Source organism: Streptomyces sp. UC4497 (assembly GCF_054871485.1).
Map to the genome: position 1 here is coordinate 21,464 of NZ_JBTYHB010000054.1, position 16,176 is coordinate 37,639.

The following is a 16,176-nucleotide window of genomic DNA, read 5'->3' on the forward strand; positions in this document are numbered from 1 at the left end:
CCTCCCCACAACATTCGCCGCAGGCCGAAACAGTACGACCGGCGCGGAGCGGGCGGCAGGGTGCGGCCCATGACCAGCGACACGACCAGTGCAGGGGCCGGCGACAAGGCCCGCGAACGCCCCGGGTACACAAAGCTGTTCCGTATCGCCGAGTTCCGTGCGGTGTTCCTCGCGCACGCCGCCTCCCTCTTCGGCGTCGTCGTCGCGGAGATCTCGCTCAGCGTGCTCGTGTACGGGCTGACCGGGTCGCCGCTGCTCAGCGCGCTCACCTTTACGCTCGGCTTCCTGCCGTACCTCGTCGGCGGGACGCTGCTGTCCGGGATCGCCGACCGGTTCCCGGCGCGGCGGGTGCTAGGGCCTGTCGTTTGGATCAGGCCGGGCTCGCGGGGCCTGGCACGCACGCTCGCGGCGTTGTCGTCGGTCGCCGACGCTCCGCGTCGACTCCCTCCTCCGCCTTGCGATCGCACGCACCAGACCCCGCTCCCTGATCCGGCCTGATCCAAACGACAGGCCCTAGTCGTCTGCGACCTCGTGTGCGCCGGGTGCGCGGCGCTGATGGCGCTGCCGGCCAACCCGGTCGGCGGACTGCTCGCGCTGCGCTGTGTCATCGCGCTCGTGTCGCCGGTGTTCAACGGCACCCGCATGGCCACGCTCACCGATGTGCTCGGGGACGGCGATTTGTTCGTGCTCGGCCGCTCGCTGCTGCGCATCGTGTCGCAGAGCGCGGTCCTCGTCGGCTTCGGCCTCGGCGGCGTACTCCTCACGGTCGTGTCCCCGCGCGGCGCGCTCACCGTCACCCTCGTCACCTTCCTGTGCTCGGCGACCCTGCTGCGCCTGGGCACGAAGGCCCGCCCCGCGCGAGCGCGGGAAAAGGGCGAAGAGGGCGCCCTGCTGCGGTACTCGCTGGCCGGCGCCCGCCAGGTCCTCGGCCACCGCCGCATCCGCGCCCTGCTCCTCCTGCTCTGGGTGCCGCCCATGTTCGTGATCGCGCCGGAGGCGCTCGCGGCGGCGTACGTGGACGAGATCGGGGCAGGTCCGGCGGCCGTCGGGTTCCTGATGTGCTCGATGGCCGTGGGGACCGTCGCGAGCGAACTCGCCGCGGGCTCGCTGCTCTCGCCGTCGGCCCGCTCCCGTATCGCGCTGCCGCTCGCGTCGGTGACCCTGCTCCCGCTCATCGGCTACGCGGTGGTGCCCGGCCTCGCCTGGGCGGTGGTGCTCCTGCTGCTCGCCGGGGCCGGATCCGCGTACACGCTCGGGCTCGACCGCTGGTTCGTGGACGCGGTGCCCGAGGAGCTGCGCGGCCGGGCCATGACGCTGCACAACGCGGGCCTGATGACCATCCAGGGCGTGGGGACCGCGCTCGCCGGGGCGGCCGCCGAGGTCTTCGACGTGTCCACGGTGGTGGCGGGCGCGGGGCTCGTCGGCGGGCTGTGCTGCGCGGCGCTCGCCCTGGAAGTACGGGCTTCGGCGCGCTCCGTGGGCCCAAAGGCCGAGACGGGGCTGACCGCCATATGACCGCCCGGTAAGGTCGGGGACGTGCCGAAGCCCCTCTCTCTCCCCTTCGATCCGATCGCCCGCGCCGACGAACTCTGGAAGCAGCGCTGGGGGTCCGTGCCGTCCATGGGCGCGATCACCTCGATCATGCGTGCGCACCAGATCCTGCTCGCCGAGGTCGACGCGGTCGTCAAGCCGTACGGGCTCACCTTCGCGCGCTACGAGGCGCTGGTCCTGCTCACCTTCTCCAAGGCGGGCGAGCTGCCCATGTCGAAGATCGGTGAGCGGCTCATGGTGCACCCCACGTCCGTGACGAACACGGTCGACCGGCTCGTGAAGTCCGGCCTCGTCGACAAGCGCCCCAACCCCAACGACGGGCGCGGCACGCTCGCCACCATCACGGAGAAGGGCCGCGAGGTCGTCGACGCGGCCACCCGCGACCTGATGGCGATGGACTTCGGCCTCGGCGTCTACGACGCGGAGGAGTGCGGCGAGATCTTCGCGATGCTGCGCCCTCTGCGGGTGGCGGCGAAGGACTTCACGGACGAGTGATCCCCGGGAGGCGCCGTCCACCCGGCCCGCCCGAAGATCGCGCAAAACGGGCGGTTACCCTCGACCCATGAAGAAATCCGTGCTGACCCGCTACCGGATCATGGCCTACATCACCGGTGTGCTGCTGGTCCTCCTCTGCCTCGGCATGATCGCCAAGTACGCGCTCGGCATGGACGGCGCCGCGGACGTCACGCGCGTCATCGCCATCGCGCACGGCTGGCTGTACGTCGTGTACCTGGTCTTCGCCTTCGACCTGGGCTCCAAGGCCAAGTGGCCGGTCGGCAAGCAGCTGTGGGTGCTCATCGCGGGCACCATCCCGACCGCCGCCTTCTTCGTGGAGCGCAAGATCTCCGCGGAGCTCGAGGGCAAGGTCGCCGGCGACGAAGCGAACCTCGCCAAGGCGTAACCCCGGTCGGGCACCGGACTTCGCGCGCGTCCCTCTCCGGAGCGGATGCGCGCGTTTTCTCGACCAGGAGTGTACGTTCGTACGCTCCTCGGTGTACGTTCGTCCGCATGCCCACGGACCACTTCGCCGACGACCCGCGCAGCAACCTGGAACGGATGCTCGCGGGCGACCTCTACATCGCCGACGACCCGGAGATCGCCGCCCGCCAGCAGCGCGCCATGCGACTCGCCGCCCGGTACGAGGAGGCCTTCCTCGACGACCCGGGCAAGGCGGCCCCGGTGCTCGCGGAGCTGCTCGGCCCGGTCGGCGAGGGCGTCGAGCTGCGGCCGCCGCTGTACGTCGACTACGGCAGCAACATCTCCATCGGCGCCCGCACCTTCGTCAACTACCGGCTCACCGCCCTCGACGTCGCCCGCATCACCATCGGCGAGGACTGCCAGATCGGCCCCGGCGTCCAACTCCTCACGCCCACCCACCCGGTGGAGCCCGGCCCCCGGCGCGACAAGCTGGAGGCCGCGCTGCCCATCATCATCGGGGACAACGTCTGGCTCGGCGGCGGCGTCATCGTCTGCCCGGGCGTGACCATCGGCGACAACAGCGTGATCGGCGCGGGCGCCGTGGTCGTCAAGGACGTACCGGCGAACGTCGTCGCGGTCGGCAACCCCGCCCGGCCGATCCGCGACATCTGAGGCGCGCGGCATGGCCACAGGACAGGCGGACCCGAAGCGCCGCGAGCGCATTCTCGCCGCGACGCTCGACCACATCGCCGACGAGGGCGTCGCGGGGGTCTCGCACCGGAAGATCGCCGCGCGCGCCGGGGTGCCGCTCGGCTCGATGACGTACCACTTCGCCGGTATCGACGACCTGTTGCGCGAGGCGTTCACCGGGTTCGCCGACCACATCGTGGCCGTCTTCGAGCGCCACCTGGCGGGCGTGGAGACGGCGGACGAGGCGCGGGAGGCCGTCACGGAGCTGATCCACGTGCTCTCCGAAGGCCCCCGGCGCGACCTGGTCCTCACGCAGGAGCTCTACACCCTCGCCGCCCGCCGCCCGGAATACCGGGAGCTGACACGGGCATGGATGGCACGCAGCAGGCAGCTTCTGGAGCGGCACTTCACCCCGGCCACGACGCGGCAGCTGGACGCCCTCATCGAGGGGCTCGCCCTGCACCGGGCGCTGGGCGGGGCCGAGCCGTACACCCGCGAACTGACCGGTGAGGCGGTGCGGCGCCTCACGGTCATGTAGACCGCCTGTGGGGGCACGGACCTGACACCGTGTCCCCACAGGCACGTACGGCCCCGAGGAGCACCCGCATGACCGCCACCGCACCCCGCCTTGAGGACCACCCGCTGGTGGCCGCCGCCCGGCGGCTCGCCGACGACGTCCTCGCGCCCGCCGCCGAGGCCCACGACCGCACCGGGATCACCCCGGAGGCCATCGCCGCGGTCAAGGCCTCGGGCGTGCTCGGCGTCAACGCGCCTGTCGTGTACGGGGGTTCGGGGGCGCCGGCCGCCGTCGGGCGGGAGGTCGCGGAGATCCTGGCGGGCGCGTGCTGCTCGACGTTCTTCGTGCAGGCACAGCACCACTCTCCGGTACGCGACCTGGCCGCGGGCAACACGGCGGCCCGCGAGCGGTGGCTGCGTCCGCTGGCCGAGGGGGCCGCGCTCGGGGGCATCGCCTTCTCGCACCTGCGGGCGTACCCGAAGCTGCCGGTGCGGGCGACGCCGCTCGCGGGCGGTGGGGTGCGCTTCGACGGGCGGGTGCCCTGGTATACGGGCTGGGGCCTGAACGACGTGTTCCTGCTCGGCGGCGCGACCGAGGACGGCGAGGTCGTCTTCGCCGTCGCGGAGCCGCGCGAGCAGCCCGGCCTCACTCCCACCGAACCGCTCCAGCTCGCCGCGCTCACCGGCACCCGCACCGTCGGCCTGGTCCTGGACGGGCTCACGGTCGCCGAGGAGGACATCGTCGTACGACAGCCGTACGAGGAGTGGGCGCGCGCCGACCGCCCCAAGAACACCAACACCAACCCGGCCGTCTTCGGTGTCGCCCGCGCCGCCCTCGACCTGCTCGACGCGTCCGGCGACGCCGAGGCCAAGGAGACGGCGGGCGTGCTGCGCGAGGGCCTCGACGGCGCGCGCCGGGACGCGTACGCGCTGGTGGACGAGGTTCCGGCGGGGGAGCGGCTGGAGGACCGGCTCGCGGTGAAGACGCGCGCGTACGACCTGATGAGGGCGGCGACGACGGCGGCGATCGTGTCCGGGGGCGGCCGGGCCTTCGCCCTGTCGGAACCGGCCCAGCGGCTCGCCCGCGAAGGGCTGTTCCTGGTGGTGCAGGGCCAGACGGCGGAGGTGCGGGCGGCGCATCTGGCGGCGCTGCGGGGCTGAGTCGGTCCGGGGCCGCCCGGTTTTACGTCGATCGGCCGCCGTGGGCCATCGACATTTAGTAGGACGTCCAAGTAAATTTGAAGCATGGACGCTGACGCGATCGAGGAAGGCCGCCGACGCTGGCAGGCCCGCTACGACAAGGCCCGCAAGCGTGACGCGGACTTCACCACGCTCTCCGGGGATCCGGTCGAGCCCGCCTACGGGCCGCGGCCCGGGGACACGTACGAGGGCTTCGAGCGGATCGGGTGGCCGGGCGAGTACCCGTTCACGCGCGGCCTGTACCCGACCGGGTACCGGGGGCGCACGTGGACCATCCGCCAGTTCGCGGGGTTCGGCAACGCCGAGCAGACCAACGAGCGCTACAAGATGATCCTCCGCAACGGCGGTGGCGGACTCTCGGTCGCCTTCGACATGCCTACGTTGATGGGGCGGGACTCCGACGACCCGCGTGCGCTCGGCGAGGTCGGGCACTGTGGTGTCGCCATCGACTCGGCGGCGGACATGGAGGTCCTGTTCAAGGACATCCCGCTCGGTGACGTCACGACGTCGATGACGATCAGCGGCCCGGCGGTGCCGGTCTTCTGCATGTACTTGGTGGCGGCCGAGCGCCAGGGCATCGACCCGTCGGTCCTCAACGGCACACTCCAGACCGACATCTTCAAGGAGTACATCGCGCAGAAGGAATGGCTCTTCCAGCCCGAGCCGCATCTGCGCCTGATCGGCGACCTGATGGAGCACTGCGCGGAGTCCATCCCCGCGTACAAGCCGCTGTCGGTCTCCGGGTACCACATCCGTGAGGCGGGCTCGACGGCCGCGCAGGAGCTGGCGTACACGCTGGCCGACGGATTCGGTTACGTGGAGCTGGGGTTGAGCCGCGGCCTCGACGTGGACGTCTTCGCGCCGGGCTTGAGCTTCTTCTTCGACGCGCACGTGGACTTCTTCGAGGAGATCGCCAAGTTCCGCGCGGCGCGGCGGATTTGGGCGCGGTGGATGCGGGACGTGTACGGGGCGCAGAGCGAGAAGGCGCAGTGGCTGCGCTTCCACACGCAGACGGCGGGCGTCTCGCTGACGGCGCAGCAGCCGTACAACAACGTGGTGCGCACGGCGGTGGAGGCGCTCGCCGCGGTCCTCGGCGGCACCAACTCCCTGCACACGAACGCGCTCGACGAGACGCTCGCGCTGCCGAGCGAGCAGGCGGCGGAGATCGCGCTGCGGACGCAGCAGGTGCTGATGGAGGAGACGGGCGTCGGAAACGTGGCGGACCCGCTGGGTGGTTCCTGGTACGTCGAGCAGCTCACGGACCGGATCGAGGCGGACGCGGAGAAGATCTTCGAGCAGATCAGGGAACGGGGCCAGAGGGCGCACCCGGACGGGCAGCACCCGATCGGGCCGATCACGTCCGGGATCCTGCGGGGGATCGAGGACGGGTGGTTCACGGGTGAGATCGCGGAGTCGGCGTTCCGGTACCAGCAGTCGCTGGAGAAGGGCGACAAGAGGGTCGTCGGGGTGAACGTGGCGGAAGGTTCCGTCACGGGTGACCTGGAGATCCTGCGGGTCAGCCATGAGGTCGAGCGGGAGCAGGTTCGAGTGCTCGGCGACCGGAAGGCGGGGCGGGACGACGGGGCGGTGCGGGTGGCGCTGGACCGGATGCTGGCCTCGGCGCGGGACGGCTCCAACATGATCGGCCCGATGTTGGACGCGGCGCGGGCGGAGGCGACGCTCGGCGAAATCTGCGGGGTGCTGCGGGACGAGTGGGGCGTGTATACGGAGCCGCCGGGGTTCTGAGGTGGGCCGGGGCGGGGGCCGTGGGGGCTGGTGCGCGGCGCCGGGGGCTGCTTGCTCGGCCGGGGTCGGCGCCTCAGTTCGGTGCGGCCTGCACCGGGCGCCGCCTTGCCCACCCTGCCGCCCCAGGCGGCAGATTGCCCAAGGCGCGGGGCGGCAACTCACGCCCCGCCCCGCGGTGAGGTGCGCAAAATCGAGCCTCAGCGGCGGGTGGGCAAATCCAGCCCCGCCGGCGTTTGAGGCGCGGGGGCCGGGGCGGAGCCCCGTGGCGTGAGGGCGGGGGCCCGGGCCGGTGACAGGTGTCACCACGTGATCTTGGGGTAGGCGCGGACACGCCAAGTGCCCGCCCACCAACCCCAGGAGCCCCCGTGCGCCTCGCGCTCACCCGCACCACAACCACCACCGTCGGCATCGCCACCGCCGCCCTCCTCGGCGGCATCGCCATCGGCGGCACCGGCGCGGTGAGCGCGAGCCCGCCCGCCGAGCCGAAGGTGCAGAACAGCTTCGACTCGCTCGGCGCGGACGTGCACGCCGCCGACCTGTCCTCCGGCCGCACCGCGCACTACACGGACTCCGGCCCGTCCGACGGCACCCCCGTGCTCTACATCGGCGGCACCGGCACCAGCGCCCGCGCCGTCCACATGACCGACTTCATGCAGACCACCAGAGCGAACCTGGACCTCCGCATGATCACGGTCGAGCGCAACGGCTTCGGCGACACCGACTACGACCCGAAGCTCGGCAAGGCCGACTACGCCAAGGACGCCCTGGAGGTCCTCGACAAGCTCGGCGTCAAGAAGTTCAAGGTGATCGCGATATCCGGCGGCGGCCCGTACGCCGCCGAGATCGCAGCCAAGGCCCCCGAGCGGATCAGCGCCCTGCACCTCGCCGCCGCCCTCCCGCCGTACGGCACGAAGCCCGACTACTGCGGTCTGTCCGACGACCAACTCGCCGCCGCCGTCAAGGACGAGATCAAGGACCCGCGCAAGTGGTGGGCCTTCCCCGACGACAGCCCGGTCAAGTCGATCCCCGGCTTCGCCGACACCGCGTACGAGGAGGGCGCGCGGACCTACAACCAGCGCGGCCAGCAGGCCGATCCGGCGCCGCAGGTGCACGAGCAGCGGCTGTACTGCGACCGTCCGGGCCCTGACCTGGCGAAGCTGAAGGCGCCGGTCTTCCTCTACCACGGCGACAAGGACACGACCGTGCCCGCGAGCACGCTCAAGGCCTGGCGCGACAACCTGCCCGACACGGCGTCGGTGAAGACCCGTACGTACGCGGACACCGGTCACGACGTCCAGTACCGCCACTGGGACCAGATTCTGGTCGACCTGGCCGGCCGCTCCGACCGCACCGTGGTCTGCCACGACAAGCGGACGCGCGCGCTGCCGGCGGGCGAGGCGGACGCCCTGGTCGCCAAGAAGCGGGCCACGCTGGGCAGCTGCGCCTGGAACAAGTAGGGCCGCCCGTAACCCCACCCGTACACAGCACTAATCGGTCGCGGCGGCCGCGAGCCCTCCCAGCAGGAGGGCCGTGAACCGCCGCACCCACTCCGCGTCGGCCGGCTCCGCGCTCACCAGCGTGCGGTGCACGACCGCCCCCGCCGCCACGTCGAAGATGAGATCCGCCGTGGCCGCGGCGGCGGCCGGGTCGGGGGCCGGCGGGAGTTCGCCGCGGCGCTCGGCCCGCGCCCGCCCCTCCAGGACGAGCCGCTTCTGGCGGTCGACGATCGACGTACGGATCCGGTCCCGCAGCGGGGCGTCACGGGTGGACTCGGCGACCACGGCCATCAGCGCCGTCTTCGTCTCCGGCCGGTCCAGGATCGCCGCGAACTGCCGCACCACGCCCTCCACATCGGCGGCGAGCGAACCCCGGTCGGGCAGTTCCAGCTCGTCGAAGAGGACCGCGACCGCGTCCACGACGAGCTCGCTCTTGCCCGGCCAGCGGCGGTACAGCGTCGTCTTCGCGACACCCGCGCGCGTGGCCACGTCCCCCAGCGTCAGCTTCGTCCAGCCGAGCTCCACGAGCGCCGCCCTGGTCGCCTCGAGAATCGCCTCGTCCGCCGCTGCGGAACGCGGACGCCCCGTCCGTGCGTTGGAGGGGGGAGAGGCATGAGACGGGGCAGATGTGGAAGACGGAGTGCGGCTCTGCATGGTCGTCGACCATACCGGCGGGTACGGCCGAAAGATCGCGTGAGGCAGATCACCGGTTGATCACCGGGGCCCGGTTCCCGCGTCCCGCCCATGGCAGTTACGCTACGAGTCGTAGCGAAAGCTGCGAAAGCTCGATCTCGTACGAGCGTCTCGGATCTGCACCCCGGGGCGGCCCGGACGAGCGGCAACCACTAGGCGCCGGGTGGGGACCCGGTGCCGAAAGCACACCAGGCCGAGTCCGCTCCGTGCCTCCAGATGCGTCTCGCATTCCGGCGGGAGGTGCACGGGGCAGGACCCGGCCCACAACTGTCCGCGGAAGGGGGAGACTGTACGCATGCAGCCACGGAACATGTCCATGAGTGGAGTCGTCGATCTCGCCGCGGTGAAGGCGGCCCAGGAGGCCAAGGCGAAGGCGGAGCAGGCGCGCGCCGAAGCGGCCAGGAACGGCGGGGGCGGGGCCGTGTCCCCTTCGAGCCTCGTCATCGACGTCAATGAGGCGGACTTCGAGAGCGCCGTTCTGCAGCGCTCCGCCGAGGTGCCCGTCGTCATCGACTTCTGGGCCGAGTGGTGCGAGCCCTGCAAGCAGCTCAGCCCGCTGCTCGAGCGGCTCGCCGCCGAGTACAGCGGCCGCTTCGTGCTCGCCAAGATCGACGTTGACGCCAACCAGATGCTGATGCAGCAGTTCGGGGTCCAGGGGATCCCGGCTGTCTTCGCCGTCGTCGCCGGGCAGGCTCTGCCCCTCTTCCAGGGGGCCGCCCCCGAGGAGCAGATCCGCGGCACGCTCGACCAGTTGATCCAGGTCGCCGAGGAGCGCTTCGGACTCACCGGCATCGCGGTCGACCCGCAAGCGGAGGGTCAGGCACCGGTCGTGGAGGAGGCCCCGGCGGGCCCCTACGACGCGCTCCTCGAAGCGGCCGTGCAGGCCCTGGACGCGGGCGACCTCGACGGCGCCGTGCAGGCCTACAAGAACGTCCTGTCCGACGACCCGGGCAACACCGAGGCCAAGCTCGGCCTCGGCCAGGCGCAGCTCCTCCAGCGCGTGCAGGGGCTCGACCCCCAGCAGGTCCGCAGGGACGCCGCGGAGAAGCCCGCCGATGTGCAGGCGCAGATCGCGGCGGCCGACCTGGACCTGGTCGGCGGTCACGTCGAGGACGCCTTCGGGCGACTCGTCGAGACGGTGGGGCGCTCGGTCGGCGAGGACCGGGACGCGGCGCGTGTACGACTGCTCGAACTGTTCGAGGTCGTGGGGGCCGACGACCCGCGCGTGACGACCGCGCGTACAGCTCTGGCCCGAGTTCTCTTCTGAGTCGTCAGTGACCAGTTGTTAAACACTGCGGCTTGTGATGCCGGAGTGAAAGTTCTGTCCCCGGAGGCGCACAGCGGCCGCGTTTTACCAAAACTTGGTAATCGCGGCCGCTGTTACTTGGAGTAAGTCGGACTCGATCTTCTGTCCGATTCCGTCCCGTATTCAACCTGTATAAAAACTAGGTTGACTGCACCCTCAGTTGTTGTTCGGACTCGCTCCGTCCGCGTTCGGTTACCCGTCCGTTACCCGCGAGTAACGAACCCCCTTGTGTCAGCGCCTCGAATGCACCACGATCGGGCACGCTCGGTCCTCTCCCCACCGTCCGACAGCCAATCGTGCGGCGGGGTTTTTGGGTCCCCACCGGGTGGTCGACGGCGAACCAAGGGGAGCGCCGGCGGTCCAAGGACAGGGGGGTCTCAACCATCCGGTTGAGCCTGTCCGGCAGGTTGCGCGTGATGGCTCAGGTGCGACCAGTGGTTGTCGCTCGGGGGTGATCGCCGGTGATCAAGGTGCGGAACAGACCAAGCACTTCCGATGCGGGCGCTCTCCTTCCCGAGGACGTAGCACTTCTCCCATCCCTGCCCGGCTGAGCCGCCTCTAGGGGCAGTCAGGGCCGGAGATGTACGTCCGAGAAGGAGGAACAGTCATGAAGTCCGTGACTCGTGGCGGAACCAGATGGAAGCGGTTCGCCGTAGTCATGGTGCCGAGCGTCGCGGCGACTGCCGCGATAGGCGTGGCCCTGTCCCAGGGTGCGCTCGCGGCATCGTTCAGTGTGTCGGGTCAGTCGTTCAAGGTGACGGCGGACTCCCTCGACGGCAAGGGCTTTGTCCAGTACGGCGCCATCGACTCCGGCAAGACGGGTAACCACCCGGTCGCCGTCGTCGGCATGAAGACCGCGACGATCAACAACCTGTGCCAGTCGGTTGTTGTCCCCGTCCCGGTCTTCGGCGATGTCTCGATGAAGCTGTCGGCGGGTGCGGACAAGAGCGCTCCCGTCGAGGCCAAGACCCTCTACATCGACGCCGATGACCTGAAGGCCGATGCGACCTTCAAGAACATCGACATCGGTGTGGCGGCGGGTGACGCCAAGAAGGGCCCCGGTATCCACCAGGGCGACAAGGCAGACCCGAACGCGTTCTCCCAGCAGGCCGACTCGGTGCACTTCGAGAACGTCCAGCAGCGCGCGTGGGCCACGACGGCCGGCACCTTCAAGCTCTCCGGCCTCAAGATGAAGGTCCAGAAGGGCAAGCACGAGTGCTACTAGGCCCACAGGGCCCGTGTACGGGCCGGGGTCTTGGCACTTGATGTGCTGAACGGCCGGGCGCGGGGGCACTCGCAGTGACGTGGGGTCGTCCCCGTGCCCGTTTCCGGACAGCCACCATCACCACAGATCAACGCCTTTCCCGAGGAGCTGTACGACATGAGCGCCGAAGCGCACGCAGGACTGGGCCCCAAGCTTGGTCAGATGCGCCAATCGTTCCGAGGGTGGCGCGGTCAGCGCCCGTTCTGGGGCGGTCTGCTGTCAATCCTCGGCGGCCTCCCGATCATGTACTTCCCGTACGCGAACCTCGCGATCGGCAATATGACGATCAAGATGGCGACCACGGCCGGTGCCGGTTCGCTCATCATCGGCATCTTGCTGGTCGTGCTCGGCCTGACGATGTGGTTCCAGCCGCACTCCCGTGTGTTCGCGGGTGTCGCGGCGATTCTTCTCGCCCTGGTCTCCCTCGTGGTATCGAACTTCGGCGGCTTCGTCATCGGTTTCCTGCTCGCCCTCGTCGGTGGCGGCCTCGGTATCTCCTGGGCACCCGCGGAGCAGCAGGACGAGTCGGCAGGGAAGGGCGGTGACCACGCCACGTCCTCCCAGGACGCGGCGCCGGTCGTGCCGCCGGTTGCGGGAGCCACCTATCAGGTCGCGGGCGTAAACGACGACGTGTCAGGGACGAGCCCGAACAACGGGACGAACGGGAGGCACCGTGCCGGCTGACGAGGTGCACCACGAGGGCTCCGCGGAGCCCCGTGCGAGAACCGGGCCGCGGCATGCGGCGCGGCGGCATGCGGCACCAAAGAAGCATCTCTTCACCAAGATCCACATGCCTGCGGGCAAGGCGGTGGCGATCGCGGCCATGCCCACGGCCGTGCTCATGGGACTTGGTCTGACGCCGACGCTCGCGTCGGCGAAGGACAACCCGACGAAGTTCTCCGTCGACGACTACAAGGCGTGCGCCGACGCCATCGACGCGAACAAGGACGACGGGTCCGACGAGTCCAAGGACAAGGCCAATGAGTCGGCGACGCCGACGCCGTCCGCCTCGGCCTCCAAGGACGGCTCCGCGGAGAAGAAGGAGAAGGCGACCCCGACTCCTTCGCCGTCCGCCTCCGAGTCCACGGCCTCCGACGACAAGTCCGCAGAGGATTCGGCCACGCCGTCGCCCTCGGCTTCGGAGACCAAGAACCCCCTGGACCCGCTGGGCGTCGGCGACGCCCTGAAGAAGGCGTTCACGCCCGACGACAAGGAGTCCGAGAGCGCGACTCCTTCGCCGTCGGCGTCGGAGTCCTCCGGCGGCCTGCTCGGTGGCACCACCGACAAGGTGGACGACACGGTCAAGGACACGACCGGGTCGGTCAAGGACACCACCGACAAGCTCGGCGACACGGTCAAGGACACCACCGACAAGGTCAAGGACACGACCGACAAGGTGGGGGACGCGGCCAAGGACGCGACCAAGAACGTGGGCAACCCGCAGGGCTCCGGCGATGTGCCGGAGAACTGTCCCGCGGCCACGGACGCGTCGGGCGCCAACGAGGACACCCCGGCCCAGCTTCCGGACAAGACCTGGAAGCTGGAGGCCAGTTCGCTCCTGCTCAAGGGCGCGGACTACAAGGGCCTGGTGGACGTCCGGATGGCCGACGGGTCGACCAAGCGCGTCATGAAGTACATCATCTCCAAGGGCACGGACATCGGTGATCTGCACCAGATCGCCCCGGGCCCGGACGGGAAGTTCTTCCACATCCGTTCGGACAAGGGCTCCACGTCCACCATCCGTGACGGGCAGACGACGATGTACACGGAGGAGCTGTCGGGCAATCTGTTCGGGCTCGTTCCGCTGACGTTCAACGCCAAGAATCCGCCGCCGCTCAACCTGCCGACCCTGTTCTTCACGAACGTCAAGGTCACGCAGGCCTCGCAGTTCGGCGGGACCCTGCACGTGCCCGGTCTGCACACCACGGTCGAGGACAGCTGACCGTAGCCCCAAGGCCCGTTCGGGAGCCGCACACGACAAAGGGCGCCCCCCTCAAGGGGGCGCCCTTTGTCATGCGCTCAAGGTTCCGCGCTCGGGCGAGAGCAGCGCGTCAGTCGCGCTCGCTGCCGCCCAGGTGGTGCACCCGGACCATGTTGGTGGTGCCGGGGACGCCGGGGGGCGAGCCGGCCGTCATGACCACGGTGTCGCCGTCGTTGAAGCGGTTGAGCTTCACCAGCTCGGCGTCGACGAGGTCGACCATCGCGTCCGTGGAGTCCACGTGCGGGACGACGTGCGCCTCGACGCCCCAGCTCAGCGAGAGCTGGTTGCGGGTCTCGTCGTCCGTGGTGAAGGCCAGGATCGGCTGGGCCGCGCGGTAGCGGGAGAGCCGGCGGGCCGTGTCACCGGACTTGGTGAAGGCGACCAGCGCCTCGCCGCCCAGGAAGTCCGCGATCTCGCACGCGGCACGGGCCACCGAACCACCCTGCGTACGCGGCTTCTTGCCGGGCACGAGCGGCTGCAGGCCCTTGGAGAGCAGCTCCTCCTCGGCCGCCGTGACGATCTTCGACATCGTCTTGACGGTCTCGATCGGGTAGGCGCCGACCGAGGACTCGGCCGACAGCATGACCGCGTCGGCACCGTCCAGGATCGCGTTCGCGACGTCGGAGGCCTCGGCGCGCGTCGGGCGCGAGTTGGTGATCATCGACTCCATCATCTGGGTCGCGACGATCACCGGCTTGGCGTTGCGGCGGCACATCTCCACGAGGCGCTTCTGCACCATCGGGACCTTCTCGAGCGGGTACTCGACGGCGAGGTCACCACGGGCCACCATGATCCAGTCGAACGCCGCGACGACGCCCTCCATGTTGGCGACGGCCTGCGGCTTCTCGACCTTGGCGCCGACGGGGACCCGACGGCCCTCCTCGTCCATGATCTTGTGGACGTCCTTGACGTCGTTGGCGTCGCGCACGAAGGACAGGGCGACCATGTCGCAGCCCATCTTCAGGGCGAAGCGCAGGTCCTCGATGTCCTTCTCGGACAGGGCCGGGACGTTCACCGCCGCGCCGGGCAGGTTGATGCCCTTGTGGTCGGAGATGACACCGCCCTCGACGACGATCGTCTTCACGCGCGGGCCGTCGACCTCGACGACGCGCAGCTCGACGTTGCCGTCATTGATCAGGACCTGGTCGCCCTTGGAGACGTCGCCGGGCAGACCCTTGTAGGTCGTGCCGCAGATCGACTTGTCACCGGGCACGTCCTCGGTGGTGATGGTGAACTCGTCACCGCGCACCAGCTCGACGGGGCCCTCGGCGAAGGTCTCCAGGCGGATCTTCGGGCCCTGGAGGTCGGCGAGCACACCCACGGCGCGGCCCGTCTTCTTGGCGGCGGCGCGAACACGGTCGTAGCGACCCTGGTGCTCGGCGTGGGTGCCGTGGCTGAAGTTGAATCGGGCCACATTCATGCCGGCCTCGATCAGCGAGACGAGCTGCTCTTCGGAGTCGACGGCGGGGCCCAGCGTGCAGACGATTTTGGAACGGCGCATGGGGGCGATCCTATCGGTTTGTTTCGCTACGGAATATTCCGTCTGGTGGAATCTACAAATGGGCGGGTGGGCGCTCAGTCGTTGCGGTTCTGTACCAGGGCGTAGGTCTGCTGCGCGATCTCCAGCTCCTCGTCGGTCGGCACCACTGCGACGGCCACACGGGCGTATTCGGGGGAGATGAGCCGCGGTTCGTCGGAACGTACGGAATTGAGCTCTCCGTCGACCGCGAGGCCCAGCTCCTCGAGGCCCGCGACCGCAGCCTCGCGCACCGGCGCCGCGTTCTCGCCGACCCCGGCCGTGAACGCGATCGCGTCCACCCGGCCGAGCACCGCGTAGTACGAACCGATGTACTTCTTCAGGCGGTGCACGTAGATGTCGAAGGCGAGCTTCGCCTCCTCGTCGCCCTCGTCGATGCGGCGACGGATCTCCCGCATGTCGTTGTCCCCGCACAGCCCGATCAGGCCGGACTTCTTGTTGAGCAGGTCGTCGATCTCGTCCGCCGACATCTTGCCCACCCGCATCAGATGGAAGATGACGGCCGGGTCGACATCTCCCGAACGCGTACCCATCACGAGCCCCTCAAGCGGGGTGAGGCCCATCGATGTCTCCACGCACCGCCCGCCGCGGACCGCGGACGCGGAGGCGCCGTTGCCCAGGTGCAGCACGATGACGTTGACGTCCTCCGGCCGCTTGCCGAGGAGCGCGGCCGTCTTGCGGGAGACGTACGCGTGCGAGGTGCCGTGGAAGCCATAGCGCTGGACGCGGTGCTCGTCGGCCGTCTTCACGTCGATCGCGTAGCGCGAGGCCGCCTGAGGCATCGTCGTGTGGAACGCCGTGTCGAAGACGGCGACCTGCGGCAGGTCGGGGCGGAGCGCCTGGGCGGTGCGGATTCCGGTCAGGTTCGCCGGGTTGTGCAGCGGCGCCACCGGGATGAGCCGCTCCACCTCCTTGAGCACCGCGTCGTCGATCACGGTCGGCTGCGTGAACAGCTTGCCGCCGTGCACCACGCGGTGGCCGATCGCGGCCAGCTCGGGGGAGTCCAGGCCGAGCCCGTCCTTCGCCAGCTCCTCGGCGACCGCCTTGAGGGCCTCCTCGTGGTCGGCGATCGGCCGGTTCTGCTCACGGCTCTCGCCGCCGCCGGAGAGCGGCGTGTGCTTGAGCCGGGAGGTCTCCTCACCGATGCGCTCGACCAGGCCCACGGCGAGGCGGGAGTGGTCCGCCATGTCGAGGAGCTGGTACTTCACCGACGAGGAGCCGGAGTTGAGGACGAGGATGCGAGTGGCTGTCACGGGTACTGCTTTCGGTGGTGGTGGG

General features: G+C 70.0%; 14 protein-coding genes and 2 pseudogenes. 13 read left to right on the plus strand and 3 right to left on the minus strand.

From position 1 onward, the window contains the following. Positions 1-69: 69 nt before the first annotated feature. The 9 genes and pseudogenes from ACYSUO_RS39985 to ACYSUO_RS40025 form a co-directional block, all read left to right on the plus strand. Positions 70-351: pseudogene (locus ACYSUO_RS39985) on the plus strand (MFS transporter); the annotation flags it as partial. Between the two features lie 162 nt (positions 352-513). Beyond that, positions 514-1,515 (plus strand): annotated as a pseudogene (locus ACYSUO_RS39990) (MFS transporter); the annotation flags it as partial. A gap of 21 nt (positions 1,516-1,536) precedes the next feature. After that, positions 1,537-2,046, plus strand: coding sequence for a MarR family winged helix-turn-helix transcriptional regulator (locus tag ACYSUO_RS39995; RefSeq protein WP_461781116.1), 510 nt, complete (start codon positions 1,537-1,539; stop codon positions 2,044-2,046). Between the two features lie 67 nt (positions 2,047-2,113). Further along, positions 2,114-2,452: a DUF3817 domain-containing protein gene (locus ACYSUO_RS40000; RefSeq protein WP_461781117.1), complete on the plus strand. Its 339-nt coding sequence runs from the start codon at positions 2,114-2,116 to the stop codon at positions 2,450-2,452. Positions 2,453-2,559: 107 nt separating this feature from the next. Beyond that, positions 2,560-3,141, plus strand: a complete 582-nt coding sequence (locus tag ACYSUO_RS40005; protein WP_461781118.1) for a sugar O-acetyltransferase — start codon at positions 2,560-2,562, stop codon at positions 3,139-3,141. Between the two features lie 10 nt (positions 3,142-3,151). Continuing rightward, entirely contained in the window at positions 3,152-3,697 is a 546-nt protein-coding gene (locus ACYSUO_RS40010) for a TetR/AcrR family transcriptional regulator (protein WP_461781119.1), read from the plus strand. A 68-nt stretch (positions 3,698-3,765) separates the two neighbouring features. Next, complete coding sequence (locus ACYSUO_RS40015; RefSeq protein ID WP_461781120.1) at positions 3,766-4,836, plus strand: acyl-CoA dehydrogenase family protein; 1,071 nt, start codon at positions 3,766-3,768, stop codon at positions 4,834-4,836. An 84-nt stretch (positions 4,837-4,920) separates the two neighbouring features. Beyond that, positions 4,921-6,621: an acyl-CoA mutase large subunit family protein gene (locus tag ACYSUO_RS40020; RefSeq protein WP_461781121.1), complete on the plus strand. Its 1,701-nt coding sequence runs from the start codon at positions 4,921-4,923 to the stop codon at positions 6,619-6,621. Between the two features lie 365 nt (positions 6,622-6,986). After that, positions 6,987-8,078: an alpha/beta fold hydrolase gene (locus ACYSUO_RS40025; protein WP_461781122.1), complete on the plus strand. Its 1,092-nt coding sequence runs from the start codon at positions 6,987-6,989 to the stop codon at positions 8,076-8,078. 30 nt (positions 8,079-8,108) lie between these two features. Here ACYSUO_RS40025 and ACYSUO_RS40030 read toward each other — a convergent pair whose 3' ends face one another. After that, positions 8,109-8,771: a TetR/AcrR family transcriptional regulator gene (locus ACYSUO_RS40030; protein WP_461781123.1), complete on the minus strand. Its 663-nt coding sequence runs from the start codon at positions 8,769-8,771 to the stop codon at positions 8,109-8,111. 334 nt (positions 8,772-9,105) lie between these two features. Between ACYSUO_RS40030 and ACYSUO_RS40035 the strand changes: the two genes are divergently transcribed. The 4 genes from ACYSUO_RS40035 (at position 9,106) to ACYSUO_RS40050 (ending at position 13,322) form a co-directional block, all read left to right on the plus strand. Continuing rightward, a complete protein-coding gene (locus ACYSUO_RS40035; RefSeq protein ID WP_461781124.1) occupies positions 9,106-10,077 on the plus strand; it encodes a tetratricopeptide repeat protein in 972 nt (323 codons plus the stop codon). A 646-nt stretch (positions 10,078-10,723) separates the two neighbouring features. Next, entirely contained in the window at positions 10,724-11,341 is a 618-nt protein-coding gene (locus ACYSUO_RS40040; RefSeq protein ID WP_461781125.1) for a DUF6230 family protein, read from the plus strand. Positions 11,342-11,497: 156 nt separating this feature from the next. Next, positions 11,498-12,064 (plus strand): DUF6114 domain-containing protein, encoded by a 567-nt coding sequence (locus ACYSUO_RS40045; RefSeq protein ID WP_461781126.1) that lies wholly within the window; start codon positions 11,498-11,500, stop codon positions 12,062-12,064. Between the two features lie 106 nt (positions 12,065-12,170). Next, entirely contained in the window at positions 12,171-13,322 is a 1,152-nt protein-coding gene (locus ACYSUO_RS40050) for a hypothetical protein (RefSeq protein WP_461781127.1), read from the plus strand. A gap of 109 nt (positions 13,323-13,431) precedes the next feature. Here the strand turns inward: ACYSUO_RS40050 and pyk are convergent, their stop codons facing one another. Both pyk and ACYSUO_RS40060 read right to left on the minus strand, forming a co-directional pair. Next, positions 13,432-14,862: a pyruvate kinase gene (gene pyk / locus ACYSUO_RS40055; protein ID WP_461781128.1), complete on the minus strand. Its 1,431-nt coding sequence runs from the start codon at positions 14,860-14,862 to the stop codon at positions 13,432-13,434. A gap of 74 nt (positions 14,863-14,936) precedes the next feature. Continuing rightward, complete coding sequence (locus tag ACYSUO_RS40060; RefSeq protein ID WP_461781129.1) at positions 14,937-16,151, minus strand: acetate kinase; 1,215 nt, start codon at positions 16,149-16,151, stop codon at positions 14,937-14,939. Positions 16,152-16,176: the final 25 nt, after the last annotated feature.

What these genes read in the sequence shown, in the direction of transcription:
- ACYSUO_RS40000 (WP_461781117.1), top strand. Translation starts at nt 2,114, where the DNA reads ATGAAGAAATCCGTGCTGACCCGCTACCGGATCATGGCCTACATCACC.
- ACYSUO_RS40005 (WP_461781118.1), top strand. Translation starts at nt 2,560, where the DNA reads ATGCCCACGGACCACTTCGCCGACGACCCGCGCAGCAACCTGGAACGG.
- ACYSUO_RS40010 (WP_461781119.1), top strand. Translation starts at nt 3,152, where the DNA reads ATGGCCACAGGACAGGCGGACCCGAAGCGCCGCGAGCGCATTCTCGCC.
- ACYSUO_RS40015 (WP_461781120.1), top strand. Translation starts at nt 3,766, where the DNA reads ATGACCGCCACCGCACCCCGCCTTGAGGACCACCCGCTGGTGGCCGCC.
- ACYSUO_RS40020 (WP_461781121.1), top strand. Translation starts at nt 4,921, where the DNA reads ATGGACGCTGACGCGATCGAGGAAGGCCGCCGACGCTGGCAGGCCCGC.
- ACYSUO_RS40030 (WP_461781123.1), bottom strand. Translation starts at nt 8,771, where the DNA reads ATGCAGAGCCGCACTCCGTCTTCCACATCTGCCCCGTCTCATGCCTCT.
- ACYSUO_RS40035 (WP_461781124.1), top strand. Translation starts at nt 9,106, where the DNA reads ATGCAGCCACGGAACATGTCCATGAGTGGAGTCGTCGATCTCGCCGCG.
- ACYSUO_RS40040 (WP_461781125.1), top strand. Translation starts at nt 10,724, where the DNA reads ATGAAGTCCGTGACTCGTGGCGGAACCAGATGGAAGCGGTTCGCCGTA.
- ACYSUO_RS40045 (WP_461781126.1), top strand. Translation starts at nt 11,498, where the DNA reads ATGAGCGCCGAAGCGCACGCAGGACTGGGCCCCAAGCTTGGTCAGATG.
- ACYSUO_RS40050 (WP_461781127.1), top strand. Translation starts at nt 12,171, where the DNA reads ATGCCTGCGGGCAAGGCGGTGGCGATCGCGGCCATGCCCACGGCCGTG.
- pyk (WP_461781128.1), bottom strand. Translation starts at nt 14,862, where the DNA reads ATGCGCCGTTCCAAAATCGTCTGCACGCTGGGCCCCGCCGTCGACTCC.